Raw genomic sequence first — 24,895 nt, forward strand, 5'->3', positions numbered from 1 at the left:
AGTGGTAGCGGTGACACTGCTCGATGCGACGCCACCGGGTGACCCCATGGCCGAAGAACCGGACCGGTGGACCGACCCGGCCGCCCGGCCGGGCGTCGCCGCGGATTTCGCCGCGTATCGCGCCGCCGCGGCCGAGACCGGCGGTATCGACGCGTGCGGTCTGCCCACCGGCGGCTACTACGACGAACTCGCCGACGGCGCCGGGCGATTGCGGCCCATGTGGACCGATCTCTCCGCCGACTTCCTGGAACAGGGTCGCGCCGGCCTGCACCGGATCGACGGCCGGGTGCGGCGGCTCATCGAGGACGACGGGATCACCTATACCGAACTGAAGCCCGCCCCGGAGGAAACCGCCGCACCCGCCCCGTGGCGGCTCGATCCGATCCCACTGCTGGTCTCCGCCGAGGATTGGGCCACGCTGGAAGCCGGTGTGGTGCAACGCTCCCGCCTGCTCGACGCCCTGCTCGCCGACCTCTACGGCCCGCGCCGCACCCTCACCGCCGGACTGCTGCCGCCCGCGGTCGTCTTCGCACACAGCGGTTATGTCCGTGCCGCGCACGGTATTTCGCTGCCCGGCCGCCATCAGCTGTTCCTGCACGCCTGCGATATCAGCCGCTGGAGCGACGGCGGCTTCCGCGTGCTCGCCGACTGGGCGCAGGCGCCCTCCGGCATCGGCTATGCCGTCGCGGACCGGCGGGTGGTGTCGGCCGCCATTCCGGAGGCTTTCGAACTGGCCAGCCCGCTGCCGCTCACCCCGTTCGTGCGCGCCATGCGGCTCATGCTGGTGGAGGCCGCGCCGCATGCGGCCGCCGAGGAGCCGGTGGTCGTGGTGCTCAGTCCCGGCGTGCATTCCGAAACCGCCTTCGATCAGGCGTATCTGGCGTCCATCCTGGGATTTCCGCTGGTGGAGAGCGCGGATCTGGTGGTGCGTGACGGCCGCCTGTGGATGCGCTCGCTGGGCACGCTCAAACAGGTCGATGTGGTGCTGCGCCGCGTGGACGCCGAATTCTCCGATCCCCTGGACCTGCGCCCGGATTCGCGCCTGGGCGTGGTGGGGCTGGTGGAGGTGCTGCGCCGGGGCGCGGTCACCGTGGTCAATACGCTCGGCAGCGGACTGCTCGAGAGCCCCGCCGTGGCAGCCTTCCTGCCGCGCCTCTCTCGCCTGCTGCTGGACGAGGAACTGAAGCTGGCGGGCATCGAATCCTATTGGGGCGGAGATGATTCCGAACGTGCCGCACTGACCGCCAACCTGCACCGGCTGATCCTGCGCTCCGCCATCGACAACACCACCGTCTTCGGTCCCATCCTCACGAAATCCCAACGCGCCGAATGGCGTTCCCGCATCGACTCCGAAGGCTGGAAGTGGGTGGGCCAGGAACCCGCCCGCTTCTCCGTCGCCCCCGCCGTCGCCGCGGCGGGCGGCCTCGCCGCCGCACCGGTCGCCCTGCGGCTGTTCTCCCTCGCCGGGCGGGTCGGCTACCGCGTCATGGCGGGCGGCCTCGGCCAGCTCCATCAACGCGGCGGCCCGGACGGCATGATCGGCGAGGCGGCCGCCAAGGATGTCTGGGTCCACGCCGCCCCCACCCCGGTCCCCGCGGTCGAGGTCGTCGAGGAACGCGAACGCCGCGCCCCGGCGGTCCCGGGCCTGGCCACCGTCAGCTCTCCCCGCGTCCTCGACGACCTGTTCTGGATGGGCCGCTACGGCGAGCGCGCCGAGGCGACCGTCCGCCTGCTCGCCGCCATCCACGACCGGCACCAGGACTACCGCTACCGTCCCTGGATGGAGGGTGCGGAGGCCATGCCCATTCTCATGCGCGCACTGGGCCATATGACCGGCGCCGGCCCGCCCGCTTCCAAACACCCGGGGGGCCAACGGGAGTCGGCTCCAGAAGAGCTGGAACAGCAGCAGGGCCCGACCGAGCCGCGCACCGAGGCGGGGGAACAACGGCGGGGTCCCCGCGGACAGCAACAGCGCGGCCGCGGCGGCGAACAGCGCCAAGGCTCCGGCGAACAGCGGCAGGACGGCGGCAGCGACGAGAGGCGGCGGCTCGCCGACGAACTGCGGGCGGCGCGGCGGCGCGAATACTCCGATGAGCCGACCATGCCGATCGCGCTGCCGGGTGCGTCCCATCGCGACCACGACTATCTGGTGTCGCTGACCGTCGACCGGGAGCTGCGGGGGTCGCTGGCCTTCGCGGTGGATCGGTACGGGAAGGCGGCGCGGGCGGTGCGCGATCAGCTGTCGCCGGATACCTGGATGATCCTCGGTTCGGCCGATCGCGCGCTATCGGAATACCGTGCGGCGCACGGTGATCGCGGTGCGGCGCTGTCGGCGGTGCATGCGCGGGCGCTGACGGCGCTGCTGTCGCTCTCGGGTATCGACGCGGAATCCATGGTGCGCGATACGGGCTGGCATGTGCAGGACATCGGTCGCCGCATCGAACGCGGGCTGACATTGTCCGCATTGCTGCGCGCCGCGCTGACCGAGACCTGTCCGCAGGAAGTGACGCGAGTGGTGATCGACGCGGTGCTGCAGGCGACCGTCTCCTCGGTGAGTTACCGGCGACGGCACCGGGATTCCATGCGGATCGCCGCGCTGGCCGGGCTGCTGCTGTTCGATGCGAGCAATCCGCGCTCCCTGGCCTACCAGCTCGAACGGCTGGAGTCCGACTTCCTGGCGCTGCCCGCGGCGAGCGGATCTTCCCGGCCGCAACGGCTGCTCACCGATGCCCAGCGCATGCTGCGCCGCATCGATCCGGCCGATCTGGAGGCGGCCGACGCCGATGGCCACCGAGCCGAACTCGCCGAATTGCTCGACGGCGTGCACCTGCGGCTGCGCAAGATCTCCGAATCCTTCGAGGCGACCCGGCTTTCGGTGCCGCGGGAGATCCAGCCGCTGTGGGGCTCCACCCGGGTGGTCGGATGAACACGCGGCGCTATCGAATCCTGCACAGCACCACCTACGTGTACTCCGACGCCGTCACCAGTTCCTACGGCCGCGCCTATCTGACGCCGCGTGAATTTCCGGGACAGCGATTGCGCGAGCACGAGATTCGCATCGATCCGGTGCCCTCGGATCTATCGGTCGGCGCGGATGTGTACGGCAACACCACGCTCTACTTCCATGTCACCGCCGAACACCATCGCCTGGAAGTGACGGGGGAGTCCGTGGTGGAGGTCGTTCGCCCGGCGCGCGCGGGCGTCTCCGAGCCCTGGGAGAAGGCTCGCCCGACGGCCGAGAACGGCCCGCTCGCAGTGGAATTCACCCTCGATCTCATACCGCCCGAGCTCACCCCCGAGATCGCCGCCTATGCCGCGGAGTCCTTCGCTCCGGGCCGCCCCCTGCTCGCTGCCGTGGCCGAGCTGACCACCCGCATCCACACCGACTTCACCTACGAATCCGGGTCCACCACGGTGAGCACCAGCGTCGCCGATGTCTTCGCCGCCCGCACCGGCGTCTGCCAGGATTTCGCCCGCCTCGGCCTGGCCTGCCTGCGCTCGCAGGGCCTGGCCGCGCGATACGTGTCCGGCTATCTGGCCACCGAACCGCCGCCGGGCAAGGAACGCGTGGTGGGCGCGGATGCCACGCACGCCTGGGGGGCGGTGTGGCTGCCGGGCGAATCCGGCGGCCACTGGGTCGGTTTCGATCCCACCAATGATCAATTCGCCGACGAACGCTATGTCACCCTCGCCTGGGGCCGCGACTACGCGGATGTGCCGCCGCTGCGGGGCATCATCTACACCGACGCCAAGGAGAGCACCATCACCGTATCGGTCGACGTCGCCCCGCTGGAGGTGGCGCCGGATGCGTGATTTCGCCTGCCCGGAATGCGGTCAGCGGCTGGCCTTCGAGAACTCGCTGTGCCTGGGCTGCGGCCGTCCGCTCGGTTTCAGCCTCGCCGAGCGAGCGCTGGTCATCGTGGACAGCGGATTCCGGCTCTGCGACAACCAGCAGGTGGCGGAATGCAATTGGCTGGTGCACAGCGATGGCGGCCCGGCCCTGTGCGAATCCTGCCGGCTCACCCGCACCCGCCCGGCCGATTCGGACGCCGAGGGCATGCCCGCCTTCGCCGAGGCCGAGGCCGCCAAGCGCCGGCTGGTGCTGGAGCTCGCCGAACTCGGCCTGCCGTTGGTCGGCCGCGACAGCGATCCGGAGCACGGCCTCGCCTTCGACCTGCTCTCCAGCGCCGACCGCACGGTCACCACCGGGCACGAGAACGGCGTCATCACACTCGATCTCGCCGAAGGCGACGATCTGCACCGCGAACAGCTCCGCGTCGAGATGGACGAGCCCTACCGGACCCTGCTCGGTCACTTCCGCCACGAGATCGGCCACTACTACTTCCCGGTCCTGGTCACCGCCGACGCCGGCCTGAACCGTTTCCGTGAACTCTTCGGCGATCCCTTCGCCGACTATCAGCAGGCATTGCGGCGGCACTATGCCGAAGGCGCGCCGCCCAATTGGGAGTCCGATTACGTCTCGTCCTACGCCACCATGCATCCGGCCGAGGACTGGGCCGAGACCTTCGCTCACTACCTGCACATTCGCGACACCCTCGACACCGCGGCCGCTTTCGGCTTCGCCCCCGCGGGCGCGACCCTGGATCGGCCGCAGTCCGGCCCGGCCGCCTTCGGCCGCATCATCGACCTCTGGCTCCCGCTGGCCTGGGCGCTGAACATGGTGAACCGCTCCATGGGCCACCACGATCTCTACCCGTTCGTGCTCGCCGATCCGGTGCTCGACAAGATGCGCTTCATCCACGACCTCTGTGCCGCGGAGGAGCGCTGACTATGTGGTCAGCAGCCGGACGACGGCGATCAGGCCGACCGCCACGATGACCCCGCGCAGCACGGCCGGGGGCATCCGCCGGCCCACACGGGCTCCGATCTGACCGCCCGCGATCGAGCCGATGGCGATCAGAGCCGCCGCTTCCCAGGCGATATCGGCGATCGCGATGAAGATGGCCGCGGACAGCGCGTTCACCAGCAGTGCGAGGAAATTCTTCACGCCATTGAGCCGCTGCAGCTCGTCGTGCACGAAGATGCCCAGCAGGCCGATCAGCAGAACGCCCTGGGCCGCACCGAAATAGCCGCCGTAGACGCCGGTCCCGAAGACCGCCGCGAACAGCAGCGGCCCGCCGTGCTCGGGCATGGCGCCGGCCTGCCGCCGCTTCACCCACGCCGAGACGCGCGGCTGCACCACCACGAGCGCCAGGGCGATGATGATCAGCACCGGCACGATCGCCTTGAACGCGCCCGCGGGCAGGGTCAGCAGCAGGACCGCGCCGAGTGCGCCGCCCAGCAGCGAGGCCGTGCCGAGCCGGAGCAGCCGCGCCTTCTGCCCGGCCAGTTCGCGGCGGTAGCCGTACACGCCGCTGAGCCCGCCCGGCACCAGTCCGACGGTATTGGAGACATTCGCGGTCACCGGCGGATAGCCGAAGGCCAGCAGCACCGGAAAGGTGATGAGCGTGCCCGAGCCCACGATCGTATTGATGCATCCGGCGGCGACGCCCGCGCCGAGCACCGCCACCGCTTCGATCCAAGTCATTGCAGAAATCCTTCGACGTCCCGTCGGACAGCGTCCGTACAAGCGTGCTTTGCTGCGGACGCTATAGGTAGGACGAATTCGTGTGGCGCCCGCCTCCCCCCGTTCCGGGGCGGTATTGCCGCCCTGTAAACTCCGATCATCATGCAGCGGGCACTTCTTCTCCTCGGCCGCCGCGACGGGTTCTGATACGGACTGGCTCCCGTCGCGGGTGTTAGTCGTGCCGGTCTACCCCAACCTTGGGATCCAGCCACACTCTCGGAGATAAATCGCCATGTCACCCGCAGACGCCTTCGTATCCGGCCGCTCCATCACCGCGCCCGCCAAGCCGGCGCCGGCCGATCAGCCCGCCTGGAACAAGCAGAAGAACTCCTCCATGCCGGTGTTCCGGTACCGGCCGTTCGCCGAGGAGGTCGAGCCGATCACGCTGCCCGACCGGACCTGGCCGGACAAGATCATCGACCGCGCCCCGTCCTGGTGCGCCGTGGATCTGCGCGATGGCAATCAGGCGCTCATCGATCCCATGAGCCCGGCCCGCAAGCGCCGCATGTTCGATCTGCTGGTGCGGATGGGCTACAAGGAGATCGAGGTCGGCTTCCCGTCCGCCTCGCAGACCGATTTCGACTTCGTGCGCGAGATCATCGAGGACGGCGCGATTCCGGCCGACGTCACCATCCAGGTGCTGACGCAGTGCCGCCCGGAACTGATCGAGCGCACCTTCGAGGCGTGCAACGGCGCGCCCAATGTGATCGTGCACTTCTACAACTCCACCTCGATCCTGCAGCGGCGCGTGGTGTTCCGCGCGGACCGCGACGCGGTCAAGAAGATCGCCACGGATGCGGCCGAGCTGTGCCTGGAGGTCGAGAAGCGCTACCCGGACACCAGCTGGCGCTACGAGTACAGCCCCGAGTCCTACACCGGCACCGAACTGGACTACGCCCGTGAGGTGTGCGACGCGGTCTCCGAGATCATCGCGCCCACCCCGGACAAGCCGCTGATCATCAACCTGCCCGCGACCGTGGAGATGGCGACCCCCAACGTCTACGCCGACTCCATCGAGTGGATGAGCCGCAATCTGGCCCGCCGCGACTCCATCGTGCTGTCGCTGCACCCGCACAATGACCGCGGCACCGCCGTGGCCGCCGCCGAACTGGGCTACCAGGCCGGCGCGGACCGCATCGAGGGCTGCCTGTTCGGCAATGGTGAGCGCACCGGCAATGTCTGCCTGGTCACGCTGGGCATGAACATGTTCTCCCGCGGCATCGACCCGCAGATCGACTTCTCGAATATCGACGAGATCCGCCGCACGGTCGAGTACTGCAACCAGCTGCCCGTGCACGAGCGCCACCCCTACGGCGGCGACCTGGTCTACACCGCCTTCTCCGGCAGCCACCAGGACGCCATCAACAAGGGCCTGGACGCCATGAAGGCCACCGCGGACGCCGCGGGCGCCGATGTCGACGACATCACCTGGGAGGTTCCGTACCTGCCCATCGACCCGAAGGACGTCGGCCGCACCTACGAGGCCGTCATCCGGGTGAACTCGCAGTCCGGCAAGGGCGGCGTCGCCTACATCATGAAGACCGATCACGGCCTGGTGCTGCCGCGCCGCCTGCAGATCGAGTTCTCCCAGGCGATCCAGCGGATCACCGACGGCGAGGGCGGCGAGGTCACCCCGAAGGAGATGTGGGACGTCTTCGCCGACGAGTACCTGACCCCCATCCGCCCGCTGGAGCGCATCCGCCAGAAGGTCTCCGCCTCCGAAACAGACGGCGGCGTCGACCACATCGAGGCCGTGGTCAAGGTCGACGGCGTCGAACAGGAAATCTCCGGCGAAGGCAACGGCCCCCTGGCCGCCTTCGTGGACGCGCTCTCCGCCATCGGCTACGACATCCGCATCCTGGACTACTCCGAGCACGCCATGTCGGCGGGCGACGACGCCCAGGCCGCCTCCTATGTCGAATGCCAGGTCGGCGACAAGGTGACCTGGGGCGTCGGCATCGCCACCTCCATTACGACGGCGTCGCTGCGCGCCGTGGTCTCGGCCGTCAACCGGGCGGCCCGCACCCGCTGAAACCGAAGCCGATCAACAGCATTCGAGGGGCCCGCTCCGGCATCGCCGGGGCGGGCCCCTTCGCATCCGGCCGTGAACCGGCGGTTGCGGCCGAGTTGCCGAGGGGTGCGAAGACTGACCAGACCAGGATGTGAGTGGGCACGTGATGCTAGCGTTGTTTCGCATTAGCGCCGAGCTCTCTGTTCGAGCCGTCGAACAGATGGGGGACACGTGACCACTAAAGACCAGAATCCGACCTCGCAGCCCGAGTTGGGGCCGCCGGTGGACGCCGACGACATCGAACCGGACGAGCGCGCCTCGGGCGCGCTGGAACGGGACGAGGACGCCGCGGCGGAAGAGGCCAAGGACGAGGCGGAGCAGGGGTCCGGGTTCTTTCCGCCGGTTCCGGATTCGATCGACCAGACCACGGTGTTCTCGCCGGAGGGTCCCGGGCCGGGTGGATTCCCGCCGCCCGGGCCGGGTGAGGGGCCGAATCCGTTCGCGCCGGGGCCGTACGGGCCGGGCAGTGGTCCGAACCCGTTCGCCGGCGGGCCGGAAGGCGCGCCGTCGTTCCCGGCCGGGCCGTACGGCGGGCCCGGTTTCCAAGGCGGTCCGAACGGGGCCGCCGAGGGGCACGGACCGTTCTCCGGTTCCGGGCCGCAGGGGTTCGCGCCCAGCGGTGGTTTCCCGGTGCCGGATGCGGGGCAGTTCGCGCCGCCGCCGAATCCCGGTGCGCCGGGCGGGTTTCCGCCGCCGGGCGGATTGTACGGCGAGGTGCGGGACGAGACGCCGTACGGCGAGATCCGGCAGGAGATCGGGCCGGATGGCATGGTGCGCCGGGTTTTCCCGGATAAGCCGCAGTCCGAGCAACAGCAGCCGGAACCGGGCCAGTTCGGCGGGCCGTCGCAGGGGCAGTTCGCCCCCGGGAACGATCAGCCGGGCGGACCCATCTACAGCTGGTCGCCGCCGCCCGCGCCGCCGCAGCCACAGCCGCCGGTCGAGCAGTCGCAGCCGGGCTTCGCGCAGCAGCCTGGTTATCAGCAGCAGCCGCCGGGCTGGAATCAGCAGCCGCCGCAGGGTTTTCCGCAGCCGCAGCAGTCCTTCGGCCAGCAGCATCCGCAGCCGGGGCAGTCGGTCAATGATCTGAACCTGCTCAAGCGGGCCCGCAAGGCGCCGCGCAGCGGCTGGCGCCGCGCCGTGCACAAGGCGTCCGGCGGCATGATCAATCCGGGCGAATCCTCGGCGGATGTGGTCTACCGGCAGCTGGTGGACCGGGTGAACCAGCCGGTGCGCGGCGACTACCGGATCGCCATCCTGTCGCTGAAGGGCGGCGTCGGAAAGACCACCACCACGGTCGGTCTCGGCTCCACCTTCTCCTCGCTGCGCGGTGACCGCGTCATCGCCATCGACGCCAACCCGGACCTGGGCACGCTCGCCCACCGGGTGCCCCGGCAGACCCGCTCCACGGTGCGGAACCTGCTGGAGGACAGCCACATCACCCGCTACTCCGATGTGCGGGCGCACACCTCCCAGGCCCCCAGCCGGCTGGAAGTGCTCGCGTCCGAACAGGATCCGGCGGTGTCGGAGGCGTTCAGCGAGGCCGATTACCGCAAGGCCATCGGCATCCTGCAGCAGTTCTACAACATCATCCTGACCGACTGCGGTACCGGGCTCATGCACTCGGCCATGTCCGGCGTCCTGGATATGGCCAGCTCCCTGGTGCTGGTCACCTCCCCGGCCATCGACGGCGCGCGCAGCGCCTCGGCCACCCTGGACTGGCTCGACCACCACGGCTACCACAAGCTGGTGGAGCGAACCGTGGTGGTGGTCAACGCTTCTCGCAAGGGTTCCTCCACGGTCGACCTGGACCAGCTGCGCAAGCTGTTCCTGGACCGCACCCGCGCCGTGCAGGTCGTGCCCTTCGACGACCACCTGGCCGAGGGCGCGGAGATCGACCTGGAACTGGTCAGCAAGCCCACCCGGCGTGCGCTGCTGGAACTGGCCGCCATGGTCGCCGACGACTTCGGCTACCACGCCGCCCAGCAGAGCTACCCGCACCACCGGTAGCGCCGAACCTCGGACGAGAGCGCCCCGCAGCACCGTGCTGCGGGGCGCTCTCGTATCCGGGCGCGTCGCGGTCGGGTAGAGCCGCCGCGGTTCCGGCGCGTTCACCCGGGCTGGGTGGAACCCGTTCGCCCGGTGGCTTTCTGCGCGGCGGTCCGGAAGGCGGCGAGGACCGTGGCCACGGCCGGGCGCTTCTCCGCGTGCGGGCGCGTCGCCAGATCGTAGAGGCGGGCGGCGCGCACCCCGGCCAGCCGCAACAGCACCAGATCCGGATCGCGGCTGGCGTAGCGGGGCATGAGGGCCACGCCGTAGCCGGAGGCGACCAGCGCCTCGATGACGGTGAAGTCGTTGAGCCGCTGGGCGATCCGCGGCTGTACGCCGGTCACCGTGGCGATCGAGCGCAGCACATCGTCCACCGGGAACCCGCCCCGCACGCTCAGCCAGGTCTCGTCGGCCAGCTCGGCGGGCACCACGGCCCCCTTGCGTGCCAGCCGATGCTCCGGCGCCACCAGCACATCGATCGGCTCCCGCATGAGCACCCGCGAATTCACCCGCGGCCCACCGGGAGACGGCCCGCGCTCGTCCCGATGCGTCAGCACCACGTCGTAATCCGCCAGCAGCCGCGGCACCTCGATGGGCGGCACATCCTCGTCCCGCGCCAGCATCTCCACCCCGCTGTCGCGCAACTCCGCCAGCACATGCGGCAGCAGCAGCGCCGCCCCGGACGGGAACAGCGCCACCCGCACCTGCCCCCGCGGCGACCCGCGATACGACGCCATCTCGGCGGCGGCCCGCTCCATGGCCGCCAGCACCTCATCGGCCCGCACCACCAGCGCCCGGCCGGCATCGGTGAGCCGCACCCGCCGCCCATCGGGCTCCAGCAGCGCGACTCCCGCCTCCCGCGCCAGCACCTTCAACTGCTGCGACACCGCCGACGGCGTCATCGAAAGCGCCTGCGCCACCGCCGCGACCGTCCCCCGATCCGCCAATTCCCGCAATACCCGCAGCCGTTCGACCGACATGCCGGTCCCGCCGATCTGCGCGGCGGCGGGACCGGCCGCCGCGGCCCGCTCCGAAAGTCCGGCCTCCTCGTGCGTCGTAGCGGCCGCGCTACCCGTGACTCGGCGCGGCGTCTTCGGAACAGGCCGAGGCTCGGCGCCCGTCCCCGGGGCGGGCTGCCGATAGCCCTGGCCGGAGGTGAGGTCCTGGCGTCCCGCTGCGGTGACCCCGGCACTCGTCACGATCTTGCGCGGTGCCTTCCGGGTCTGCGGCCGCTCGGTGCTCGCGGGTCGCGAGGTCGATCGTCGGCTCGCTTCGCCCGCCGTGTTCGTCGGCTCGGCCGTTCGGCTACCGGTCGCGACGGCCTCGTCCGGCGGAGCTGCCGACTCGGTGGCCGGGTTGTCCGTGGATCCAGGCCCCTGACCGGTTTGCCCGGTGGGGCCGGGGATGCGTCGTGGGGGTGGGACGGTGCGCGGAGGGTGCGGGTCCGCTGGGCGGGGTGGATCGGGCTGCGGCATGGTTAAGTTCTACTACAGCATTGGTGCAGAATTATTCGATTGTTCTTACCTATCGGTGCCCGCAGAATTTTCTGCATGACCAATCGCGATCGCCTGCTCGGGCTCACTGTGGTGGTGCTGTGGGGGCTGAACTTCCTCGCCATCCGGGTGGGCCTGGACCACTTCCCGCCATTCTTCTTCGCGGGGCTGCGATTCGCGGTCATCGCGGTGCCGGTGCTGTTCTTCATTCCGCGGCCGAATGTGCCGTGGCGGTGGCTGCTGTTGTACGGCACCGGATTCGGGATCCTGCAGTTCGCGTTCCTGTTCACCGCCATGCGCGCCGGGATGCCGACGGGGTTGTCGTCGCTGGTGTTGCAGTCCTCGGCGCCGTTCACGGTCATGCTGGGCGCGCTGCTGCTGAAGGAGCGGCTGCGCGGAATCCAGCTGCTGGGCATCGCGGTCGCCATGGCCGGAATGGCCGTCATCGGCTGGGATCGCGCGCAGCACGCGGCACTGCTGCCGCTGCTACTGACGCTGGCGGCCGGATTGGGCTGGGCCTTCGGCAATATCGGATCGCGGCTGGCGGTCGCCGGTGCGGATGCGTCGCCCGACCACCCGGTCAACCCACTGCACCTCACACTGTGGATGGCCGTGGTGCCGCCTATTCCGATGTTCGCGCTGTCGGCGCTGACCGAGGGTCCCGCCACCGGCTGGCATGCGCTGGCGGCCTCCTTCTCGCCGAGCGGCTGGCCCGCCTTCGCGGCGCTCGCCTACATCGTGCTGCTCGGCACCATTGCCGGGTCGGGGCTGTGGACGTATCTGATGAGCCGCTACCCGGCCGGCACGGTCGCCCCGCTCTCCCTGCTGGTCCCGGTGGTGGGCATCGGCGCCTCCTGGGCGTTCCTGCACGAGACGCCCTCGGCGCTGTCTCTGCTGGGCGCTCTCATCGTGATCGTCGGTGCGTTCACCGCCACCTCGGCGGGCAGCCGGACAGCTATCCCGGCCCGCTGGAAGATCTTCGGTCCGAAAAAGATCACCCCTACGGACCCGGTGCCCGTTCCCGCTGCCTAGGATTCCTCCCAGCGTGGGAGGTAGCAGGGATGGCAGGACAGCGGAGGTCCGTCACGCGGCGGACGGTGCTGCGGGGCGCGGTCGCGGCGGGGGCTGTCGCGGGGGCGGCGAGCGCGGGCGCACTGCGCGCCACCTCGGCGACCGCGGCGCCGGGACGCCGGGTGGCGGTGCTGGGCGGCGGCGTGGCGGGCCTGACCGCGGCGCACGAGCTCGCCGAGCGCGGGTTCGCGGTGACCGTGTACGAGCGGCGGGCGCTGGGCGGTAAGGCGCGCAGCATCCGGGTGCCGGGCAGCGGGCGCGACGGACGGCCGGAGCTGTGGGGGGAACACGGTTTCCGCTTCTTTCCCGGCTTCTACCGGCACCTCCCGGACACCATGCGGCGAATCCCCTTCGCGGGCAATGCCAATGGGGTGTGGGACAACCTGGTCGCCGCGCCGGAGGCCCGCTTCTCCCGCCGCGACGCCGATGATGTCATCCTGCCGCTGGGCAAGGCGTTCAAGTCCTGGGCGACTCCGGATCAGTTCCGGGAGACCGTCGGCTCGGCCATCTCCACCTCGGCCAAGATGCCGACCGCGGACGCGCTGTTCTTCGCCAATCGCCTGCTGGTCTTCAATTCCAGCTGCGATGCCCGCCGCGACGGCCAGTGGGACGGCATCTCCTGGAAGGAGTACGTCGGCGCGGGCCAGCGGTCCAGGGAATTCCGCATGCTGCTCTCCCGCACGCTGACCACCCTGTTGGTGGCCGCCAAGGACGATCTGGCCAGCACCCGCACCATCGGCAATATGGGGGAGCAGTTCCTGGGCAATCCGCTCGAGATCGCCAACGACGGCCCGCTGGACCGATTGCTGAACGGCGCCACCACCGAATCGTGGATCGACCCGTGGACGGCCCTGCTGCGCGAGCTGGGCGTGGAATTCGTGCAGGCGGAGGTGCGCGGCCTGGAAGTGGAAGGCGGCCGCATCTCGGCCGCCCGCACCGCCGGCGGCTCTCGCATCGAGGCCGACCATTTCATCGCCGCCATGCCGGTCGAGGTGGCGCGAACCCTGTGGACGCCCGAGATCCTGGCGCTGCGACCGGAATTGGCGGGCATGAGCCAGCTGGTCGTGGACTGGATGACCGGTATCCAGTTCTTTCTGAAGAACCCCACCAATATCGTGCGCGGCCACGCGGCCTATGTGGATTCCCCGTGGTCGCTGACTTCCATTGCGCAGAACCAGTTCTGGAATCGCACCCCGATGACCGACTTCGGCGACGGCACCGTGCGGGACTGCCTGTCGGTGGACATCTCCGACTGGAACACCCCCGGCATCCTCTACGGCAAGCCCGCCAAGGAATGCACCCACCAGGAGATCGCCCGTGAGGTCTGGGCCCAGCTGCAGGCCCATCTCAATGACCGCGAGGACCTGCTGCGCGACGACGATCTGCATTCCTGGTTCCTGGACACCGGCATCACCTGGGATGCGGCCAACCGCCGCAATGTGAATGCCGACCCGCTGCTGATCAATACCGCCGGTTCCTGGGCGCTGCGCCCCGAATCGCATCGGCCGGCCATTGAAAACCTGTTCCTGGCGGGCGATTACGTGCGCACCGGCGTGGATCTGGCCACCATGGAGGGCGCGTCGGAGTCGGCGCGGACCGCGGTCAACAAGATCCTCGAGGTGACCGGTTCGGACGCGCCGCGCTGCAAGCTGTTCTCGCTGTACCGCGCGGCCGAGCTCGAACCCTTCCGGCAGCTCGACGTCGCCCGGTACGCGGCCGGGCAGCCCAACCTCTTCGACGTTCCGATCTAGCGAGCCCCACACCCCTTAACCACTGGCGCTCCAGCGCGGTTCACAGTTGAATCGAGTGATGAGTGAGATCACCGACCCCGCCGAATTACGTGAACTCCTCGGCACGCCCGCCGAGCGCACCGTCAAGAAGGAACGCGCCCTCCTGCATCCCCGCGATCGGGAGTGGATCGCGGCCTCCCCGTTCCTGGTGCTGGCCACCAGTGACGCCGCGGGCAATTGCGATGCCTCCCCGAAGGGCGATCCCGCCGGCTTCGTGCGGGTGCTCGATGACAAGACCATCGCGATTCCGGAGCGTCCGGGCAATCGCCGCGCCGACGGCTATCTCAATATCCTGAGCAACCCGCATGTGGGCATGATCTTCCTGATCCCCGGCCGCGGTGAGACGTTGCGCGTCAACGGCCGCGCCCGCCTGGTCCGCGATGCCCCGTATTTCGACGACATGGTGGTGCGCGGCCATCGCCCGATCATGGCCATCGAGGTCGATATCGACACCATCTTCCATCACTGCGCCAAGGCTTTCCTGCGCAGCAATCTGTGGCGGCCCGAGAAGTGGGCCGAGGTCACCCTGCCCAGCCAGGCGCAGCTGGTGAAGGAGGTGCAGCCGCAGATCTCCGAATCGGTGGAGGAGCTGGAGCGGCACTACGGCGAGCACTACGAGAAGCTGCTGTACAACACCTGATCGCACGTCACACCCGCCATCCCCATAAACTCGCGTCGTGGCAGACATCTCGATGCGGGGACGATTGGCGTTGCGGGCGGCGACGGCGGCGTCGTGGGCCTCGCAGGCGGCCGGGCGCGGCAAGGGCTCCATGATCGGCGGCCTGATCGCGCTGAAGATCGATCCGACGATCATGACCCAGCTGGGCCGCGGCCGGCGCACGGTGCTGATCACCGGCACCAATGGCAAGTCGACCACCACGCGCATGACCACCGCGGCGCTACAGACGCTGGGTCCGGTCGCCACCCAGGCCGACGGCGCGAACATGGACGCCGGAATCGTGGCCGCGCTCACCGCGAATCGCACCGCCGGGCTGGCCGCCATCGAGGTCGACGAGCTGCATCTGCCGCATGTCGCCGATGCGCTGAACCCGTCCGCGGTGGTGCTGCTCAACCTGTCCCGCGATCAGCTGGACCGGGTCGGCGAGATCAATATGATCGAGCGCCGCCTGCGCGCCGGCATGGCGAAGCACCCGGACGCGGTGCTGATCGCCAATTGCGACGACGTGCTGGTCACCTCCATCGCCTACGACCACCCCAAGGTGGTGTGGGTGTCGGCGGGCAGCGGCTGGGCGGTGGACGCCACCAGCTGCCCGCGCAGCGGCGAGCCCATCGTGTGGGAGGGCGAGCACTGGTACAGCACGGGCGCCGATTTCAAACGCCCCGAACCGCAGTGGCGCGTCGACGAGCACACCCTGTACGGCCCCAACGGCGTGGAAATCCCGCTCTCCCTTGCCCTTCCGGGCCGAGCCAATCGCGGCAACGCCGCGCAGGCGGTCGCGGCGGCGGTGGCCATGGGCGCGGATCCGGCGCGAGCCACCGCGGCGGCGGCCACCGTCCGCGAGATCGCGGGCCGCTATCGCACCGTCCAGATCAACGGCCACAGCGCCCGCCTGCTGCTGGCCAAGAATCCGGCGGGCTGGCAGGAGGCGCTGTCCATGATCGACCCGGCCGCAACGGGTCTGGTCATCGCGGTCAACGGCCAGGTGCCCGACGGCGAGGATCTGTCCTGGCTGTGGGATGTCCGCTTCGAACATTTCGAAGGCACCCAGGTGGTCGCCGCCGGTGAGCGCGCCACCGACCTCGCCGTGCGCCTCACCTACGCCGGCGTAGAGCACACCACCATCGCGGATCCCTTGCGCGCCATCGCCTCCTGCCCGCCGGGCCGGGTCGAGGTGCTCGCCAACTACACCGCGTTCCGCGATCTGAACCGCGACCTCGAGGAGAAGGCGGCCGTCTCCGCATGAACGGTCAAGCGCGGAGGCGGCAGCGGAGCGTAACCACGGAGGGCTCCGATCATGCGGCGAAAGGACACAGCATGACCGAATCAACGCTTCGAATCGGCCTCGTCCTGCCCGATGTCATGGGCACCTACGGCGACGGCGGCAATGCGGTGGTGCTGCGCCAGCGCGCCCGCATGCGCGGCCACGATGCCGAGATCGTCGAAATCTCGCTGAGCGACCCGGTTCCCGACTCGCTCGACATCTACACCCTCGGCGGCGCGGAGGATTCCGCGCAGCGCCTGGCCACGCGTCATCTGCAGCGGTATCCGGGCCTGCAGCAGGCCGCGGGCCGCGGGGCCCCGGTGCTGGCGATCTGCGCGGCCATCCAGGTGCTCGGCCACTGGTACGAGACCTCCTCCGGCGAGCGCGTCGACGGCGTCGGCCTCATCGACGTCACCACCTCCCCGCAGGACAAGCGCGCCATCGGCGAGGTGGCCACCGCGCCGCTGATCCCCGGCCTCTCCCAGCCGCTCACCGGCTTCGAGAACCACCGGGGCGGGACCAAACTCGGCGGCGAGGCCACCGGCCTGGCCCGGGTCACCCGCGGCGTCGGCAATGGCGTGGGCGACGGCCTCGAGGGCGTGGTCCAGGGTTCGGTCATCGGCACCTACATGCACGGTCCGGCGCTGGCCCGCAATCCCGAGCTCGCCGATCTGCTGCTGGCCCGCGCGCTCGGTGTGGATGCCCTGCCGCCGCTGGATCTTCCGGAGGTCGAACAGCTGCGCCGGGAACGCTTGCGCGCCTGAGGATATGAGCTCCGCACTCGGCGAGCCATAGCCGATCGGCATTAATTCCGGCCGGTTCTTTTCGAACGTGTTGAGCCGGTGCCCTCCTCCCGGTAGTGTCGCGCGCGGCCATATGTGATGAGGGAGGTGGCCGGTTGCGCAGGCGCGCCGTGTTGAAGGCTGCCGGGGTGGCGGCTCTGCTGGCGGGTGTGGGAACAGGTACCGCCGCGCGCGGTGCGGGTACCGCGTCCGCGAATCCGGTGTGGAACGCGCTCTTCGCGGAGTGGGTGCCGGAAATCTTTGCGCCCCTTCCGAATCCGCCGGAGCACTCGGAGGCCATCGTCATCGGCTCCGGATTCGGCGCGGCCGTCACGGCGCTGCGGCTGGCCGAGGCCGGCGTGCAGAACACGGTGCTGGAGCGCGGCTCGCGCTGGCCCAATGATCCGTGGCGGGAGATCTTCACCGGCGACGATCTGCCCGACGGCCGCGGCTTCTGGCATCGGACCAGCTTCACCGGCGTCACCAAGGTGCCCATGTCCTTCGCCGATTTCGGCGGCGTGCTCGATGTCACCGAATATCCCGGCATCGACGTGTGGCGGGCCGCGGCGGTCGGCGGCGGCTCGGTCATCTTCACCGGCGCCATGGTGGCCCCGCCCAAGCATCTGTTCGACGCCGTCTTCGGCGGCGTCGTCGACTACGACGAGCTGGACCGGGTCTACTACCCGCGGGTGCGGCAGATGCTGCGGCTGAGCCCCATGCCCGCGGATGTGTACAACTCCGCGCCCTTCGCCCATTCCCGCATCTGGGACCAGCAGGTGCGGGCCGCGGGTTATCAACCGCAGGCCAATGATTCGATATTCAACTGGGATGTCATCCGGGCCGAGCTGGCGGGCGCCTCGCGCGCGTCGGCCACCGCCTCGCGCAGCAATCTCGGCAATTCCAATGGCGCCAAGTTCGATCTGAACCAGAACTACCTGCGCTACGCCGAGGCCACCGGCAAATCGGCGATATACCCCGGGCACCGGGTCGATGCCATCGGCCAGGACGCCAATGGCAAGTACGTCGTCAAGGTGACGAAGCTGGCCCCCACCGGTCAGGTGCAGGCCACCCGCACGCTCACCTGTGACCGCCTGTTCCTCGGCGCGGGCTCGGTCGGCACCTCGGAGCTGCTGGTGCGCGCCCAGGCCACCGGCGCGCTGCCGCAGCTCAACGAGCACATCGGCGACGGCTGGGGCACCAATGGCGATGTGGTGCTGGCGCGCAGCTTCAGCACGCCCACCGGGACCGGAGGCGGCGTGCCGAGCGCGAGCCGCATCCTGGACGAGTCGGGCGTACCGCTGACCCTCGAAAACTGGTATGTCCCGGGCATTCCCGTGGAGACCGGCGCCATCGCCTCGCTGGGCATGGTGCTGGATCCGACGCGCGCCCGCTTCGGCTACAACCGGGGCAGCGATTCGGTCGGGCTGTCGTGGTCGCGGGCCACCCAGGATCAGGTGCTCGCGGCCTGCCGCACCGTGGACGATCGCATTGCCGCCAAGGGTGGGTCCTCGGTCGACTACACCCCGATCGGCTACGACGCCAATGCCTTCTTCACCGCCCATCCGCTCGGCGGCGCGGTGCTCGGGCGGGCGACGGATGCGCACGGCCGCGTGCACGGGCACCCGGGTCTGTACGTCATGGACGGCGCGGCCCTGCCGGGCAGCACGGCCACGGTGAACCCGTCGCTGACCATCACGGCGGTGGCGGAACGGAATATCGAGGCGATCATTCGCGCAGGTCGGTAGCCCTTTCCCGGCCCGGCCGGGTTGTACCCCTGCGGATTTCTGCTGAGCGGAAAGTCTGGGTAGCGGGAAAATTGCCCTGCGGACTTTTCGCGTTTCATGATCGGCTCGGCGCGGCCGATTACGCTGGCTCGGGACCGTTCGATGTGGAAGGGGTCGGCGTGATCGAGGCCAGTGCACCGGATCCGGAGTTCCCGCGCAAACCGCCGGCCCTGTGGACGGATTGGTTCATGCTCGCCCTGGCCGTGGCGTCGGTCGTGCTGGTCGTCTGGGTGACCTTCTTCCCGGTCTCCGGCGATACCTACCGCACCATCCAGATCCTCGACTACGCCATCTGCGCGATCTTCGCGGCCGAATTCCTCTGGCGCTGGCGGCGGGAGGGCTGGAGCTGGACATTCCCGTTCGTCTACTGGTACGAGGTGCTGGGCATGATCCCGGTGACCAGCCCCTTCTTCCGCGCCTTCCGGCTGCTGCGCATCGTGGTGATCGTGGTCCGGCTGGCCCGGATGGCCGACCGCGCCTTCGGCGACCGGGTCACCGCCGCCATCGTGAACCGTTCGGTGGGCACCATTGTCGAGACCATCAAGCGCCCGGTCACCATGGCCGTGCTGGACGAGGTGGCGCATGTGCTGCGCACCGGTCACTACACCCGCAATATCGCCAATGCGCTGGAGGAGAATCGCGGTGAGATCGACGAGATGATCGTCGAACTCATTCGCAAGGACCCGCAATTGGGCCGCGTCCGCTATCTCCCCTTCCACGAGGACATCATTCGCGGCATCGCCGACGCCAGCTTCCGCATCGTCTTCCAGGTGCTGGCCGATCCGCGTACCGACGAACTGATCGCCGATGTGTTGCGGGAGAACGTGAATCAGATGCGCGACGCCGTCCGCGAGGGGGTGCGGGTGCCGGAGTCGATCAACCACCGGCTGCCCGCGCGGTAGCGCCGCCCGGCGCCGCTAGAGCGCGTGCCGGATCTCCTCGCGGGGATCCCGGTAGCGCACGGTCTCCCAGCCGATCAGCGCCGCCAGCACCGCGCACAGCATGCCCAGCGCCGCCAGCGCGGGCAGCACGTTCGCCAGCGGGATCAGCGCGAGCAGCAGCAGCGCCGCCACCAGCCGGTGCACGCCCAGTTGCCCGGTCGCGTAATGCTTGAACCCGACCAGCGCGAGCAGGTACACCACCACGCCGCCGTACAGCGCGAACAGCGGAATTCCGTGCAGGGCGTCGCTGAGCGTGTGGTCGGTCTCGTCGCCGACGTAGTTCAACACCTTCTTCAGCCCCAGCGACAGCGCGATGACGCCGACGATCATCGGGAAATGCCAGTAGGTGTAGCAGTTTCGCGCGATCTGAATGCGCCGCGCCCCGGTGGCGTGGTGCATGGCGTGCTCCACCGTCAGCGCCGCCACATCGAAGTAGGCCCACCACAGCAGCCCGGAAACGGCCAGTCCCAGCATGGATCCCACGATGATGGGCCAGTCGATGGGCAGCCCGGCCACCCCGATGCCGATGGACACGATGGATTCGCCCAGCGCGATGATGATGATCAGCCCGTAGCGCTCGGCGAAGTGCTTGACGGAGTTGAGCCGCCAATCGGTGCCCGCGAACTGGGTCCACAGCATGTCGCCCGCGAGCGCCACGAACCACAGCCCGATCTGCCAGCCGCCGTCGGTGAAGGCGCCGATGAGCAGGAAAGTGCCCGCGACACTGAGTGATCCGGCCGCCCAGCGCACCACCTGGCCGCGCAGCTGCGCATCATTGGCGCTGGCCAGCAGGAACACCGCCAGGTGCACCAGGCGCACCACGAGGTAGGCGATGACGAATACCAGCGGCCCGTAGAAGCCGCCCGTCAGATCGTGGAAGGCCTCGGGGATGGTCAGCGCGATGACGAAGACCGCGCCCATGGCCACGAACATGGCCACCCGCACGATGCCCTCATCGGCCTTGACCACATTGCCGAGCCAGGAGTAGGCGATCCAGGCCCACCACAGCAGCGTGAGAATCAACAGCGCTCGCAGCATATTGACCGCGGTGGTCTCGTGGGCGGCGAGGTCGGTGACCATGGTGAAGGCGAAGACGATCACCAGGTCGAAGAAGAGTTCCAGCTGGGTGACGGAGGCGTTTTCCTCGACCTTCGTCATACGGGAGCGTTGCGCACCGGGCATAGGGGACATCTTGCAATGTGCAAGCCCCCGAAACAGCCCCCAAATATGGCGTGTTCGCTGTGGGCGTCAGGCGGTGCCGAAACCGGGTTCGAACTTGCCGCCGTGATGCAGCCACGGATTGTTGGTCGCTGGTTCGTAGCCCACGGAATCGACGTAGGGCATTTCCTCGAGATCGGCCGGTCCGTCGGCCAGGCCCTCGACGCCGGTGAGCGCCTCGACGAAGGCGACGAAGTTGGCGATGGTCGCCTCGCCCTCGCGCCGCGCGCCGCGCTTGAGCAGCATGCCGGGCGCGGGAATCGGCAGGTAGACCTCGGTGTGGTACCAGACCTCGGTGCTGCCGTCCTCGAGTTCGGCGAGCTCGAAGAAGCCCTGCCCGCCGGCGCCGGCGCTGCTCTCGGTGACCTTCCAGGCGACTCGGTTCTCGGTGCAGGTGTATTCGACGACCTGCCGGTCCGGGCGGCCCATGATGCTGGCGGAGACGTAGACCCGCTTGGGGCGGCCCAGCTTGTCGCGGGTGGCGACGCGCACGTCCTGGTGGGAAGGCGACCAGTCGGGCAGTTGCTCGACCAGGAGCAACGCCTCCATCACCTGATCGGGATCGATGTCGATGACGAACCGGTGATCGTTCTTAGTACGCATTCCAAACCCTCCAGCTTTGAGGCCCGATTGTGACCAGCGTCGCTTCGAGAGTCAACTGCGTCGACCGCCCCACGGGACCCCTGCGGCCGGGTTGAGCTGTGAATACTGCTGGCAGCCAAGGGAATCGGAATAAACCGTACAAAAACATAAAAATCGGTCGGCTAGCCGCCGTCCGGCGGCAGCACCTCCGCGTCCGGGCCCGGGAAGACGAGGCTCTCATGCCCGTCCGGGAACCGCACGACATACGGCGGCGCGCCGTCGTCGCCACGCACTTCGATGATCTCCGCGGTGTGATTGGGCAGGCCCACATTGCGTCCGTGAACGACAAGCTGGTCGCCGATGTTCGCTCGCATGACTGAAATTTTCTCCGCTCGTGACGCGCGTCACAAGGTTCCGGCCACATTTGCCCGTTGACACCACTCCAGCCGTAGTACTACATTCTTAATCACTACGAACGAAGTGCAACAAACGAGGCGGTTCAAATGCGAAAGCTTGTCTACTACGTCGCGGTCTCGCTCGACGGCTACATCGCTGGTCCGCAAGGTGAGTACGACTTCTATCCGCTCGATCAGGACATGGCGGCCTGGATCTGCCGGCGGTATCCGGAATCGGTGGCGGCGATGTTCCGCTCGCAGGCCGGCGTGGACGGCGTGCCCAACGAGCACTGGGACACCGTGCTCATGGGCCGCGCCACCTACGAGGCGGGCGGTCAGGCGAATCCGTACTCCCACTTGAAGCAGTACGTCTGGACGAACTCGCGCACTCTCGACGAACCCGGAATCGAGCAGGTCACCGGCGATCCGGTGGAGTTCGTGCGGGAGCTGAAGAAGCAAGAGGGCAAGGACATCTGGCTATGCGGCGGCGCGCAGCTGGCCGGCGCGCTCATGGACGAGATCGACCAGCTGATCATCAAGCACTATCCGGTGATCGCCGGTGCGGGCATCCCGATGTTCTCGGCCGGGTTCCGGCCCACGCAGTTCACGGTCACGCAGCGAGAGGAGTTCGGCAATGGCGCGACGGTCACCTGGCTCGACCGAGCCTGATCACTTCGACCCGATCATCCCGATTCTCAACGGACAAGGCGGTATTCCCATGCGAAAGCAGACCAGCACCTACCCGGCCGCGATCCAGCGGCGCTTCCAGGACCCGGGCAAGTCGAAGATCCGGGCCGACCGCGGCCGGCAGGCCAAGCAGCTCAGGCGCGTTCGCGCAGTAGTCCGGTGACCCGCACCGAGGTCTCGTGCAACCGGTTGAACACCTCGAGCAGCCATTCCAGCTGCTCGACGGTGTAACCGGCGGATATCTTCCCGAATTCTCTTGCCAGCACCTCGTAGTGGGGTGCTATCTCGTCGATGCGCTCGGCGACCGCGGTGATGATGATCCGCCGCCGATCCTGCGCATCGTTGTCCCGCCGCACGAACCCGGCCTTCAGCAGCCGGTCGATCATGCGGGTGATGGCCCCCGTGGTGAGCCCCGTGCGCTGGGCGAGTTCCCCGGCCGTGGCCGGGCCCTCCAGGCGCAGCATGTTCAGGCAGCGCAGATCCGTCACGTGCAGGCCCAGCCGATCGGCCATGGCCTGATGCAGCATCACGGCGTCGGTGGCGGTGCGCTGGGCGGCGAGGGTGAGCGCGGCCCCGAGTTCTTCCTGCTTCTTCGTCATTGCTTGACAGCTTAGTCTTACGCGGGCAGTATCTTACTCATTCAACTATTGATCTATTCAGTTAATGAACAGATCAAGCAATAAGGAGCTGCCATGACCACGCACGTCACCGACGAAACCGCCGTCCGCGCCGTCTTCGACCGGCTGAACCAGGCCTGGGCCGCGGCCGATGCCCGCGCCTATGCCGCCGAGTTCACCGAGGACGCCGACTACGTCACCTTCTTCGGCCCGCGCTACCGGGGCCGAGCGGATATAGAGGCCATGCATCAGCCGGTCTTCGAGAAATGGCAGCGGGGCACCCGGCTCGACGGCGAGGTCACCTCGGTCCGATTCCTGACGCCGGACGTGGCGCTGGTGCACGGCAAGGGCGCGGTGGTGAAGGGCAAGCGCCGGCGCAACCGCTTCAACACCAAGGTCAATCTGTTCGTCATGATTCGCGAGGACGACCGGTGGCGGGTCGCGGCATTCCACAACACCAAGCAGAATTGGTTGCTGACAATGCTTTCCACCCGGCACGACCCCCGGCCCGCGGCATAACGTGGATCACAGCCGGGAGGTAGCGCAAATCCGCTGGACCCGGCTCGGTAGTCTTGGGGATCGGTAGCAGCAGTTTGTCGATCTTGGAGGATTCCCACCGTGGCTCTCGTCGTCCAGAAGTACGGAGGATCCTCGGTCGCCACCGCCGAGCGCATCCGCAGGGTCGCCGAGCGGATCGTCGAGACCAAGAAGCAGGGCCACGATGTCGTCGTCGTGTGCTCGGCCATGGGTGACACCACCGACGAGCTCCTCGACCTGGCCCAGCAGGTGGCCCCCGCGGCCCCGGCCCGCGAAATGGACATGCTGCTCACCTCGGGTGAGCGCATCTCGAACGCGCTGGTGGCCATGGCCATTCATTCCCTCGGCGCGGAGGCCCGGTCCTTCACCGGTTCCCAGGCCGGCGTGATCACCACCGGCACGCACGGCAACGCCAAGATCATCGACGTCACCCCGGGCCGCGTCCAGGACGCGCTGGCCGAGGGCACCATCGTGCTGGTCGCGGGCTTCCAGGGCGTATCCCAGGATTCGAAGGACGTCACGACGCTGGGCCGCGGCGGCTCCGACACCACCGCCGTCGCGCTGGCCGCCGCGCTCAATGCGGACGTGTGCGAGATCTACACCGATGTGGAGGGCGTCTTCTCCGCCGACCCGCGCATCGTCTCCGACGCCCAGAAACTCGACACCGTCTCCTTCGAGGAGATGCTGGAGCTCGCCGCCTGCGGCGCGAAAGTTCTCATGCTGCGCTGCGTCGAGTACGCGCGCCGCTACAACGTGCCGGTCCACGTGCGCTCGTCGTACTCGGATAAAGAAGGCACCCTGATTACCGGATCGATGGAGGACATCCCCTTGGAGCAAGCAATCCTCACGGGCGTCGCGCACGACCGCAGCGAGGCCAAGGTGACCGTGGTCGGCATTCCGGACGAGCCGGGCTACGCCGCCAAGGTGTTCCGGGCCGTCGCCGATGCCGAGATCAATATCGACATGGTGCTGCAGAACATCTCGAAGGTGGAGACGGGCAAGACCGACATCACCTTCACCCTGCCCAAGCTGGACGGCCCGCGCGCGGTCGAGCTGCTCACCAAGCGGCAGGGCGAGATCGGCTTCTCGCAGGTGGTCTACGACGACCACGTCGGCAAGGTGTCCCTCGTCGGCGCGGGCATGAAGTCGCATCCGGGCGTGACCGCCACCTTCTGCGAATCCCTCGCCGAGGCCGGCATCAATATCGACCTCATCTCCACGTCGGAGATCCGGATCTCGGTGCTGGTCAAGGACACCGACCTGGACGAGGCCGTGAAGGTGCTGCACCAGGCGTTCGACCTGGGCGGCGACGAAGTGGCGGTCGTGCACGCCGGAACGGGACGGTAGAGCC

Annotated in this window: 21 protein-coding genes; 15 read left to right on the forward strand and 6 right to left on the reverse strand. The window is 68.7% G+C overall.

What is annotated here, in order from left to right; translation table 11 throughout:
- The first annotated feature begins 10 nt into the window (after window positions 1–10).
- Genes ACYQ5L_RS01585 through ACYQ5L_RS01595 form a run of 3 tightly spaced genes read left to right on the forward strand, consistent with a single transcriptional unit; the run spans window position 11 to window position 4,789 of the window.
- Window positions 11–2,926 carry a circularly permuted type 2 ATP-grasp protein gene (locus ACYQ5L_RS01585; protein WP_459955037.1) on the forward strand — a complete coding sequence of 972 codons (2,916 nt, stop codon included), beginning with the start codon at window positions 11–13 and terminating at the stop codon, window positions 2,924–2,926.
- A complete protein-coding gene (locus ACYQ5L_RS01590) occupies window positions 2,923–3,813 on the forward strand; it encodes a transglutaminase family protein (RefSeq protein ID WP_459955038.1) in 891 nt (296 codons plus the stop codon). The genes ACYQ5L_RS01585 and ACYQ5L_RS01590 overlap by 4 nt, the downstream gene beginning before the upstream one ends.
- On the forward strand, window positions 3,806–4,789 hold the full coding sequence (locus ACYQ5L_RS01595) for a zinc-binding metallopeptidase family protein (RefSeq protein ID WP_459955039.1): 984 nt from the start codon (window positions 3,806–3,808) through the stop codon (window positions 4,787–4,789). Before ACYQ5L_RS01590 ends, ACYQ5L_RS01595 begins: the two co-directional genes overlap by 8 nt.
- On the opposite strand, the gene ACYQ5L_RS01600 is transcribed toward ACYQ5L_RS01595, so the two are convergent.
- Entirely contained in the window at window positions 4,790–5,548 is a 759-nt protein-coding gene (locus ACYQ5L_RS01600) for a sulfite exporter TauE/SafE family protein (RefSeq protein WP_459955040.1), read from the reverse strand.
- Window positions 5,549–5,819: 271 nt separating this feature from the next.
- Between ACYQ5L_RS01600 and leuA the strand changes: the two genes are divergently transcribed.
- Together leuA and ACYQ5L_RS01610 are read left to right on the forward strand one after the other, a co-directional pair.
- Window positions 5,820–7,619, forward strand: coding sequence for a 2-isopropylmalate synthase (gene leuA / locus ACYQ5L_RS01605; protein WP_459955041.1), 1,800 nt, complete (start codon window positions 5,820–5,822; stop codon window positions 7,617–7,619).
- Window positions 7,620–7,829: 210 nt separating this feature from the next.
- A complete protein-coding gene (locus tag ACYQ5L_RS01610; RefSeq protein WP_459955042.1) occupies window positions 7,830–9,665 on the forward strand; it encodes a MinD/ParA family ATP-binding protein in 1,836 nt (611 codons plus the stop codon).
- 101 nt (window positions 9,666–9,766) lie between these two features.
- Here the strand turns inward: ACYQ5L_RS01610 and ACYQ5L_RS01615 are convergent, their stop codons facing one another.
- The gene (locus ACYQ5L_RS01615; RefSeq protein WP_459963290.1) at window positions 9,767–10,684 is read right to left on the reverse strand and encodes a LysR family transcriptional regulator; all 918 of its coding nucleotides are present in this window, start codon (window positions 10,682–10,684) and stop codon (window positions 9,767–9,769) included.
- A gap of 570 nt (window positions 10,685–11,254) precedes the next feature.
- Between ACYQ5L_RS01615 and ACYQ5L_RS01620 the strand changes: the two genes are divergently transcribed.
- From ACYQ5L_RS01620 to ACYQ5L_RS01650, 7 genes are all read left to right on the forward strand, one after another.
- Window positions 11,255–12,229: an EamA family transporter gene (locus ACYQ5L_RS01620; protein WP_459955043.1), complete on the forward strand. Its 975-nt coding sequence runs from the start codon at window positions 11,255–11,257 to the stop codon at window positions 12,227–12,229.
- Window positions 12,230–12,258: 29 nt separating this feature from the next.
- Window positions 12,259–14,019: a hydroxysqualene dehydroxylase gene (locus tag ACYQ5L_RS01625; RefSeq protein WP_459955044.1), complete on the forward strand. Its 1,761-nt coding sequence runs from the start codon at window positions 12,259–12,261 to the stop codon at window positions 14,017–14,019.
- Window positions 14,020–14,077: 58 nt separating this feature from the next.
- Window positions 14,078–14,698, forward strand: coding sequence for a pyridoxamine 5'-phosphate oxidase family protein (locus ACYQ5L_RS01630; protein WP_459955045.1), 621 nt, complete (start codon window positions 14,078–14,080; stop codon window positions 14,696–14,698).
- A 52-nt stretch (window positions 14,699–14,750) separates the two neighbouring features.
- On the forward strand, window positions 14,751–15,983 hold the full coding sequence (locus ACYQ5L_RS01635; RefSeq protein WP_459963291.1) for a DUF1727 domain-containing protein: 1,233 nt from the start codon (window positions 14,751–14,753) through the stop codon (window positions 15,981–15,983).
- A 71-nt stretch (window positions 15,984–16,054) separates the two neighbouring features.
- Window positions 16,055–16,765 carry a type 1 glutamine amidotransferase gene (locus tag ACYQ5L_RS01640; RefSeq protein WP_459955046.1) on the forward strand — a complete coding sequence of 237 codons (711 nt, stop codon included), beginning with the start codon at window positions 16,055–16,057 and terminating at the stop codon, window positions 16,763–16,765.
- A 134-nt stretch (window positions 16,766–16,899) separates the two neighbouring features.
- Window positions 16,900–18,528 (forward strand): GMC oxidoreductase, encoded by a 1,629-nt coding sequence (locus ACYQ5L_RS01645; protein ID WP_459955047.1) that lies wholly within the window; start codon window positions 16,900–16,902, stop codon window positions 18,526–18,528.
- 158 nt (window positions 18,529–18,686) lie between these two features.
- A complete protein-coding gene (locus ACYQ5L_RS01650) occupies window positions 18,687–19,469 on the forward strand; it encodes an ion transporter (protein ID WP_459955048.1) in 783 nt (260 codons plus the stop codon).
- A 15-nt stretch (window positions 19,470–19,484) separates the two neighbouring features.
- Here the strand turns inward: ACYQ5L_RS01650 and ACYQ5L_RS01655 are convergent, their stop codons facing one another.
- The 3 genes from ACYQ5L_RS01655 to ACYQ5L_RS01665 form a co-directional block, all read right to left on the reverse strand.
- Entirely contained in the window at window positions 19,485–20,690 is a 1,206-nt protein-coding gene (locus tag ACYQ5L_RS01655) for a low temperature requirement protein A (protein WP_459955049.1), read from the reverse strand.
- A gap of 66 nt (window positions 20,691–20,756) precedes the next feature.
- Window positions 20,757–21,329, reverse strand: a complete 573-nt coding sequence (locus ACYQ5L_RS01660) for an SRPBCC family protein (RefSeq protein WP_459955050.1) — start codon at window positions 21,327–21,329, stop codon at window positions 20,757–20,759.
- Window positions 21,330–21,490: 161 nt separating this feature from the next.
- On the reverse strand, window positions 21,491–21,682 hold the full coding sequence (locus ACYQ5L_RS01665) for a DUF1918 domain-containing protein (protein WP_379194141.1): 192 nt from the start codon (window positions 21,680–21,682) through the stop codon (window positions 21,491–21,493).
- A gap of 129 nt (window positions 21,683–21,811) precedes the next feature.
- On the opposite strand from ACYQ5L_RS01665, the gene ACYQ5L_RS01670 reads away from it, so the two are divergent.
- A complete protein-coding gene (locus ACYQ5L_RS01670) occupies window positions 21,812–22,372 on the forward strand; it encodes a dihydrofolate reductase family protein (protein ID WP_459955051.1) in 561 nt (186 codons plus the stop codon).
- Between the two features lie 152 nt (window positions 22,373–22,524).
- Here the strand turns inward: ACYQ5L_RS01670 and ACYQ5L_RS01675 are convergent, their stop codons facing one another.
- The gene (locus tag ACYQ5L_RS01675; RefSeq protein ID WP_459955052.1) at window positions 22,525–22,989 is read right to left on the reverse strand and encodes a MarR family winged helix-turn-helix transcriptional regulator; all 465 of its coding nucleotides are present in this window, start codon (window positions 22,987–22,989) and stop codon (window positions 22,525–22,527) included.
- Between the two features lie 93 nt (window positions 22,990–23,082).
- Here ACYQ5L_RS01675 and ACYQ5L_RS01680 point away from each other — a divergent pair, with 93 nt between their 5' ends.
- Both ACYQ5L_RS01680 and ACYQ5L_RS01685 read left to right on the forward strand, forming a co-directional pair.
- Window positions 23,083–23,526 carry an SgcJ/EcaC family oxidoreductase gene (locus ACYQ5L_RS01680; protein ID WP_459955053.1) on the forward strand — a complete coding sequence of 148 codons (444 nt, stop codon included), beginning with the start codon at window positions 23,083–23,085 and terminating at the stop codon, window positions 23,524–23,526.
- Window positions 23,527–23,625: 99 nt separating this feature from the next.
- Window positions 23,626–24,891 carry an aspartate kinase gene (locus ACYQ5L_RS01685; RefSeq protein WP_459955055.1) on the forward strand — a complete coding sequence of 422 codons (1,266 nt, stop codon included), beginning with the start codon at window positions 23,626–23,628 and terminating at the stop codon, window positions 24,889–24,891.
- The last annotated feature ends 4 nt before the right edge of the window (window positions 24,892–24,895 follow it).

It is taken from the genome of Nocardia sp. IFM 10818 (assembly GCF_054655275.1).

What these genes read in the sequence shown, in the direction of transcription:
- ACYQ5L_RS01590 (WP_459955038.1), top strand. Translation starts at nt 2,923, where the DNA reads ATGAACACGCGGCGCTATCGAATCCTGCACAGCACCACCTACGTGTAC.
- ACYQ5L_RS01595 (WP_459955039.1), top strand. Translation starts at nt 3,806, where the DNA reads ATGCGTGATTTCGCCTGCCCGGAATGCGGTCAGCGGCTGGCCTTCGAG.
- ACYQ5L_RS01600 (WP_459955040.1), bottom strand. Translation starts at nt 5,548, where the DNA reads ATGACTTGGATCGAAGCGGTGGCGGTGCTCGGCGCGGGCGTCGCCGCC.
- leuA (WP_459955041.1), top strand. Translation starts at nt 5,820, where the DNA reads ATGTCACCCGCAGACGCCTTCGTATCCGGCCGCTCCATCACCGCGCCC.
- ACYQ5L_RS01615 (WP_459963290.1), bottom strand. Translation starts at nt 10,684, where the DNA reads ATGTCGGTCGAACGGCTGCGGGTATTGCGGGAATTGGCGGATCGGGGG.
- ACYQ5L_RS01620 (WP_459955043.1), top strand. Translation starts at nt 11,255, where the DNA reads ATGACCAATCGCGATCGCCTGCTCGGGCTCACTGTGGTGGTGCTGTGG.
- ACYQ5L_RS01625 (WP_459955044.1), top strand. Translation starts at nt 12,259, where the DNA reads ATGGCAGGACAGCGGAGGTCCGTCACGCGGCGGACGGTGCTGCGGGGC.
- ACYQ5L_RS01630 (WP_459955045.1), top strand. Translation starts at nt 14,078, where the DNA reads ATGAGTGAGATCACCGACCCCGCCGAATTACGTGAACTCCTCGGCACG.
- ACYQ5L_RS01635 (WP_459963291.1), top strand. Translation starts at nt 14,751, where the DNA reads ATGCGGGGACGATTGGCGTTGCGGGCGGCGACGGCGGCGTCGTGGGCC.
- ACYQ5L_RS01640 (WP_459955046.1), top strand. Translation starts at nt 16,055, where the DNA reads ATGACCGAATCAACGCTTCGAATCGGCCTCGTCCTGCCCGATGTCATG.
- ACYQ5L_RS01655 (WP_459955049.1), bottom strand. Translation starts at nt 20,690, where the DNA reads ATGCCCGGTGCGCAACGCTCCCGTATGACGAAGGTCGAGGAAAACGCC.
- ACYQ5L_RS01660 (WP_459955050.1), bottom strand. Translation starts at nt 21,329, where the DNA reads ATGCGTACTAAGAACGATCACCGGTTCGTCATCGACATCGATCCCGAT.
- ACYQ5L_RS01665 (WP_379194141.1), bottom strand. Translation starts at nt 21,682, where the DNA reads ATGCGAGCGAACATCGGCGACCAGCTTGTCGTTCACGGACGCAATGTG.
- ACYQ5L_RS01670 (WP_459955051.1), top strand. Translation starts at nt 21,812, where the DNA reads ATGCGAAAGCTTGTCTACTACGTCGCGGTCTCGCTCGACGGCTACATC.
- ACYQ5L_RS01675 (WP_459955052.1), bottom strand. Translation starts at nt 22,989, where the DNA reads ATGACGAAGAAGCAGGAAGAACTCGGGGCCGCGCTCACCCTCGCCGCC.
- ACYQ5L_RS01680 (WP_459955053.1), top strand. Translation starts at nt 23,083, where the DNA reads ATGACCACGCACGTCACCGACGAAACCGCCGTCCGCGCCGTCTTCGAC.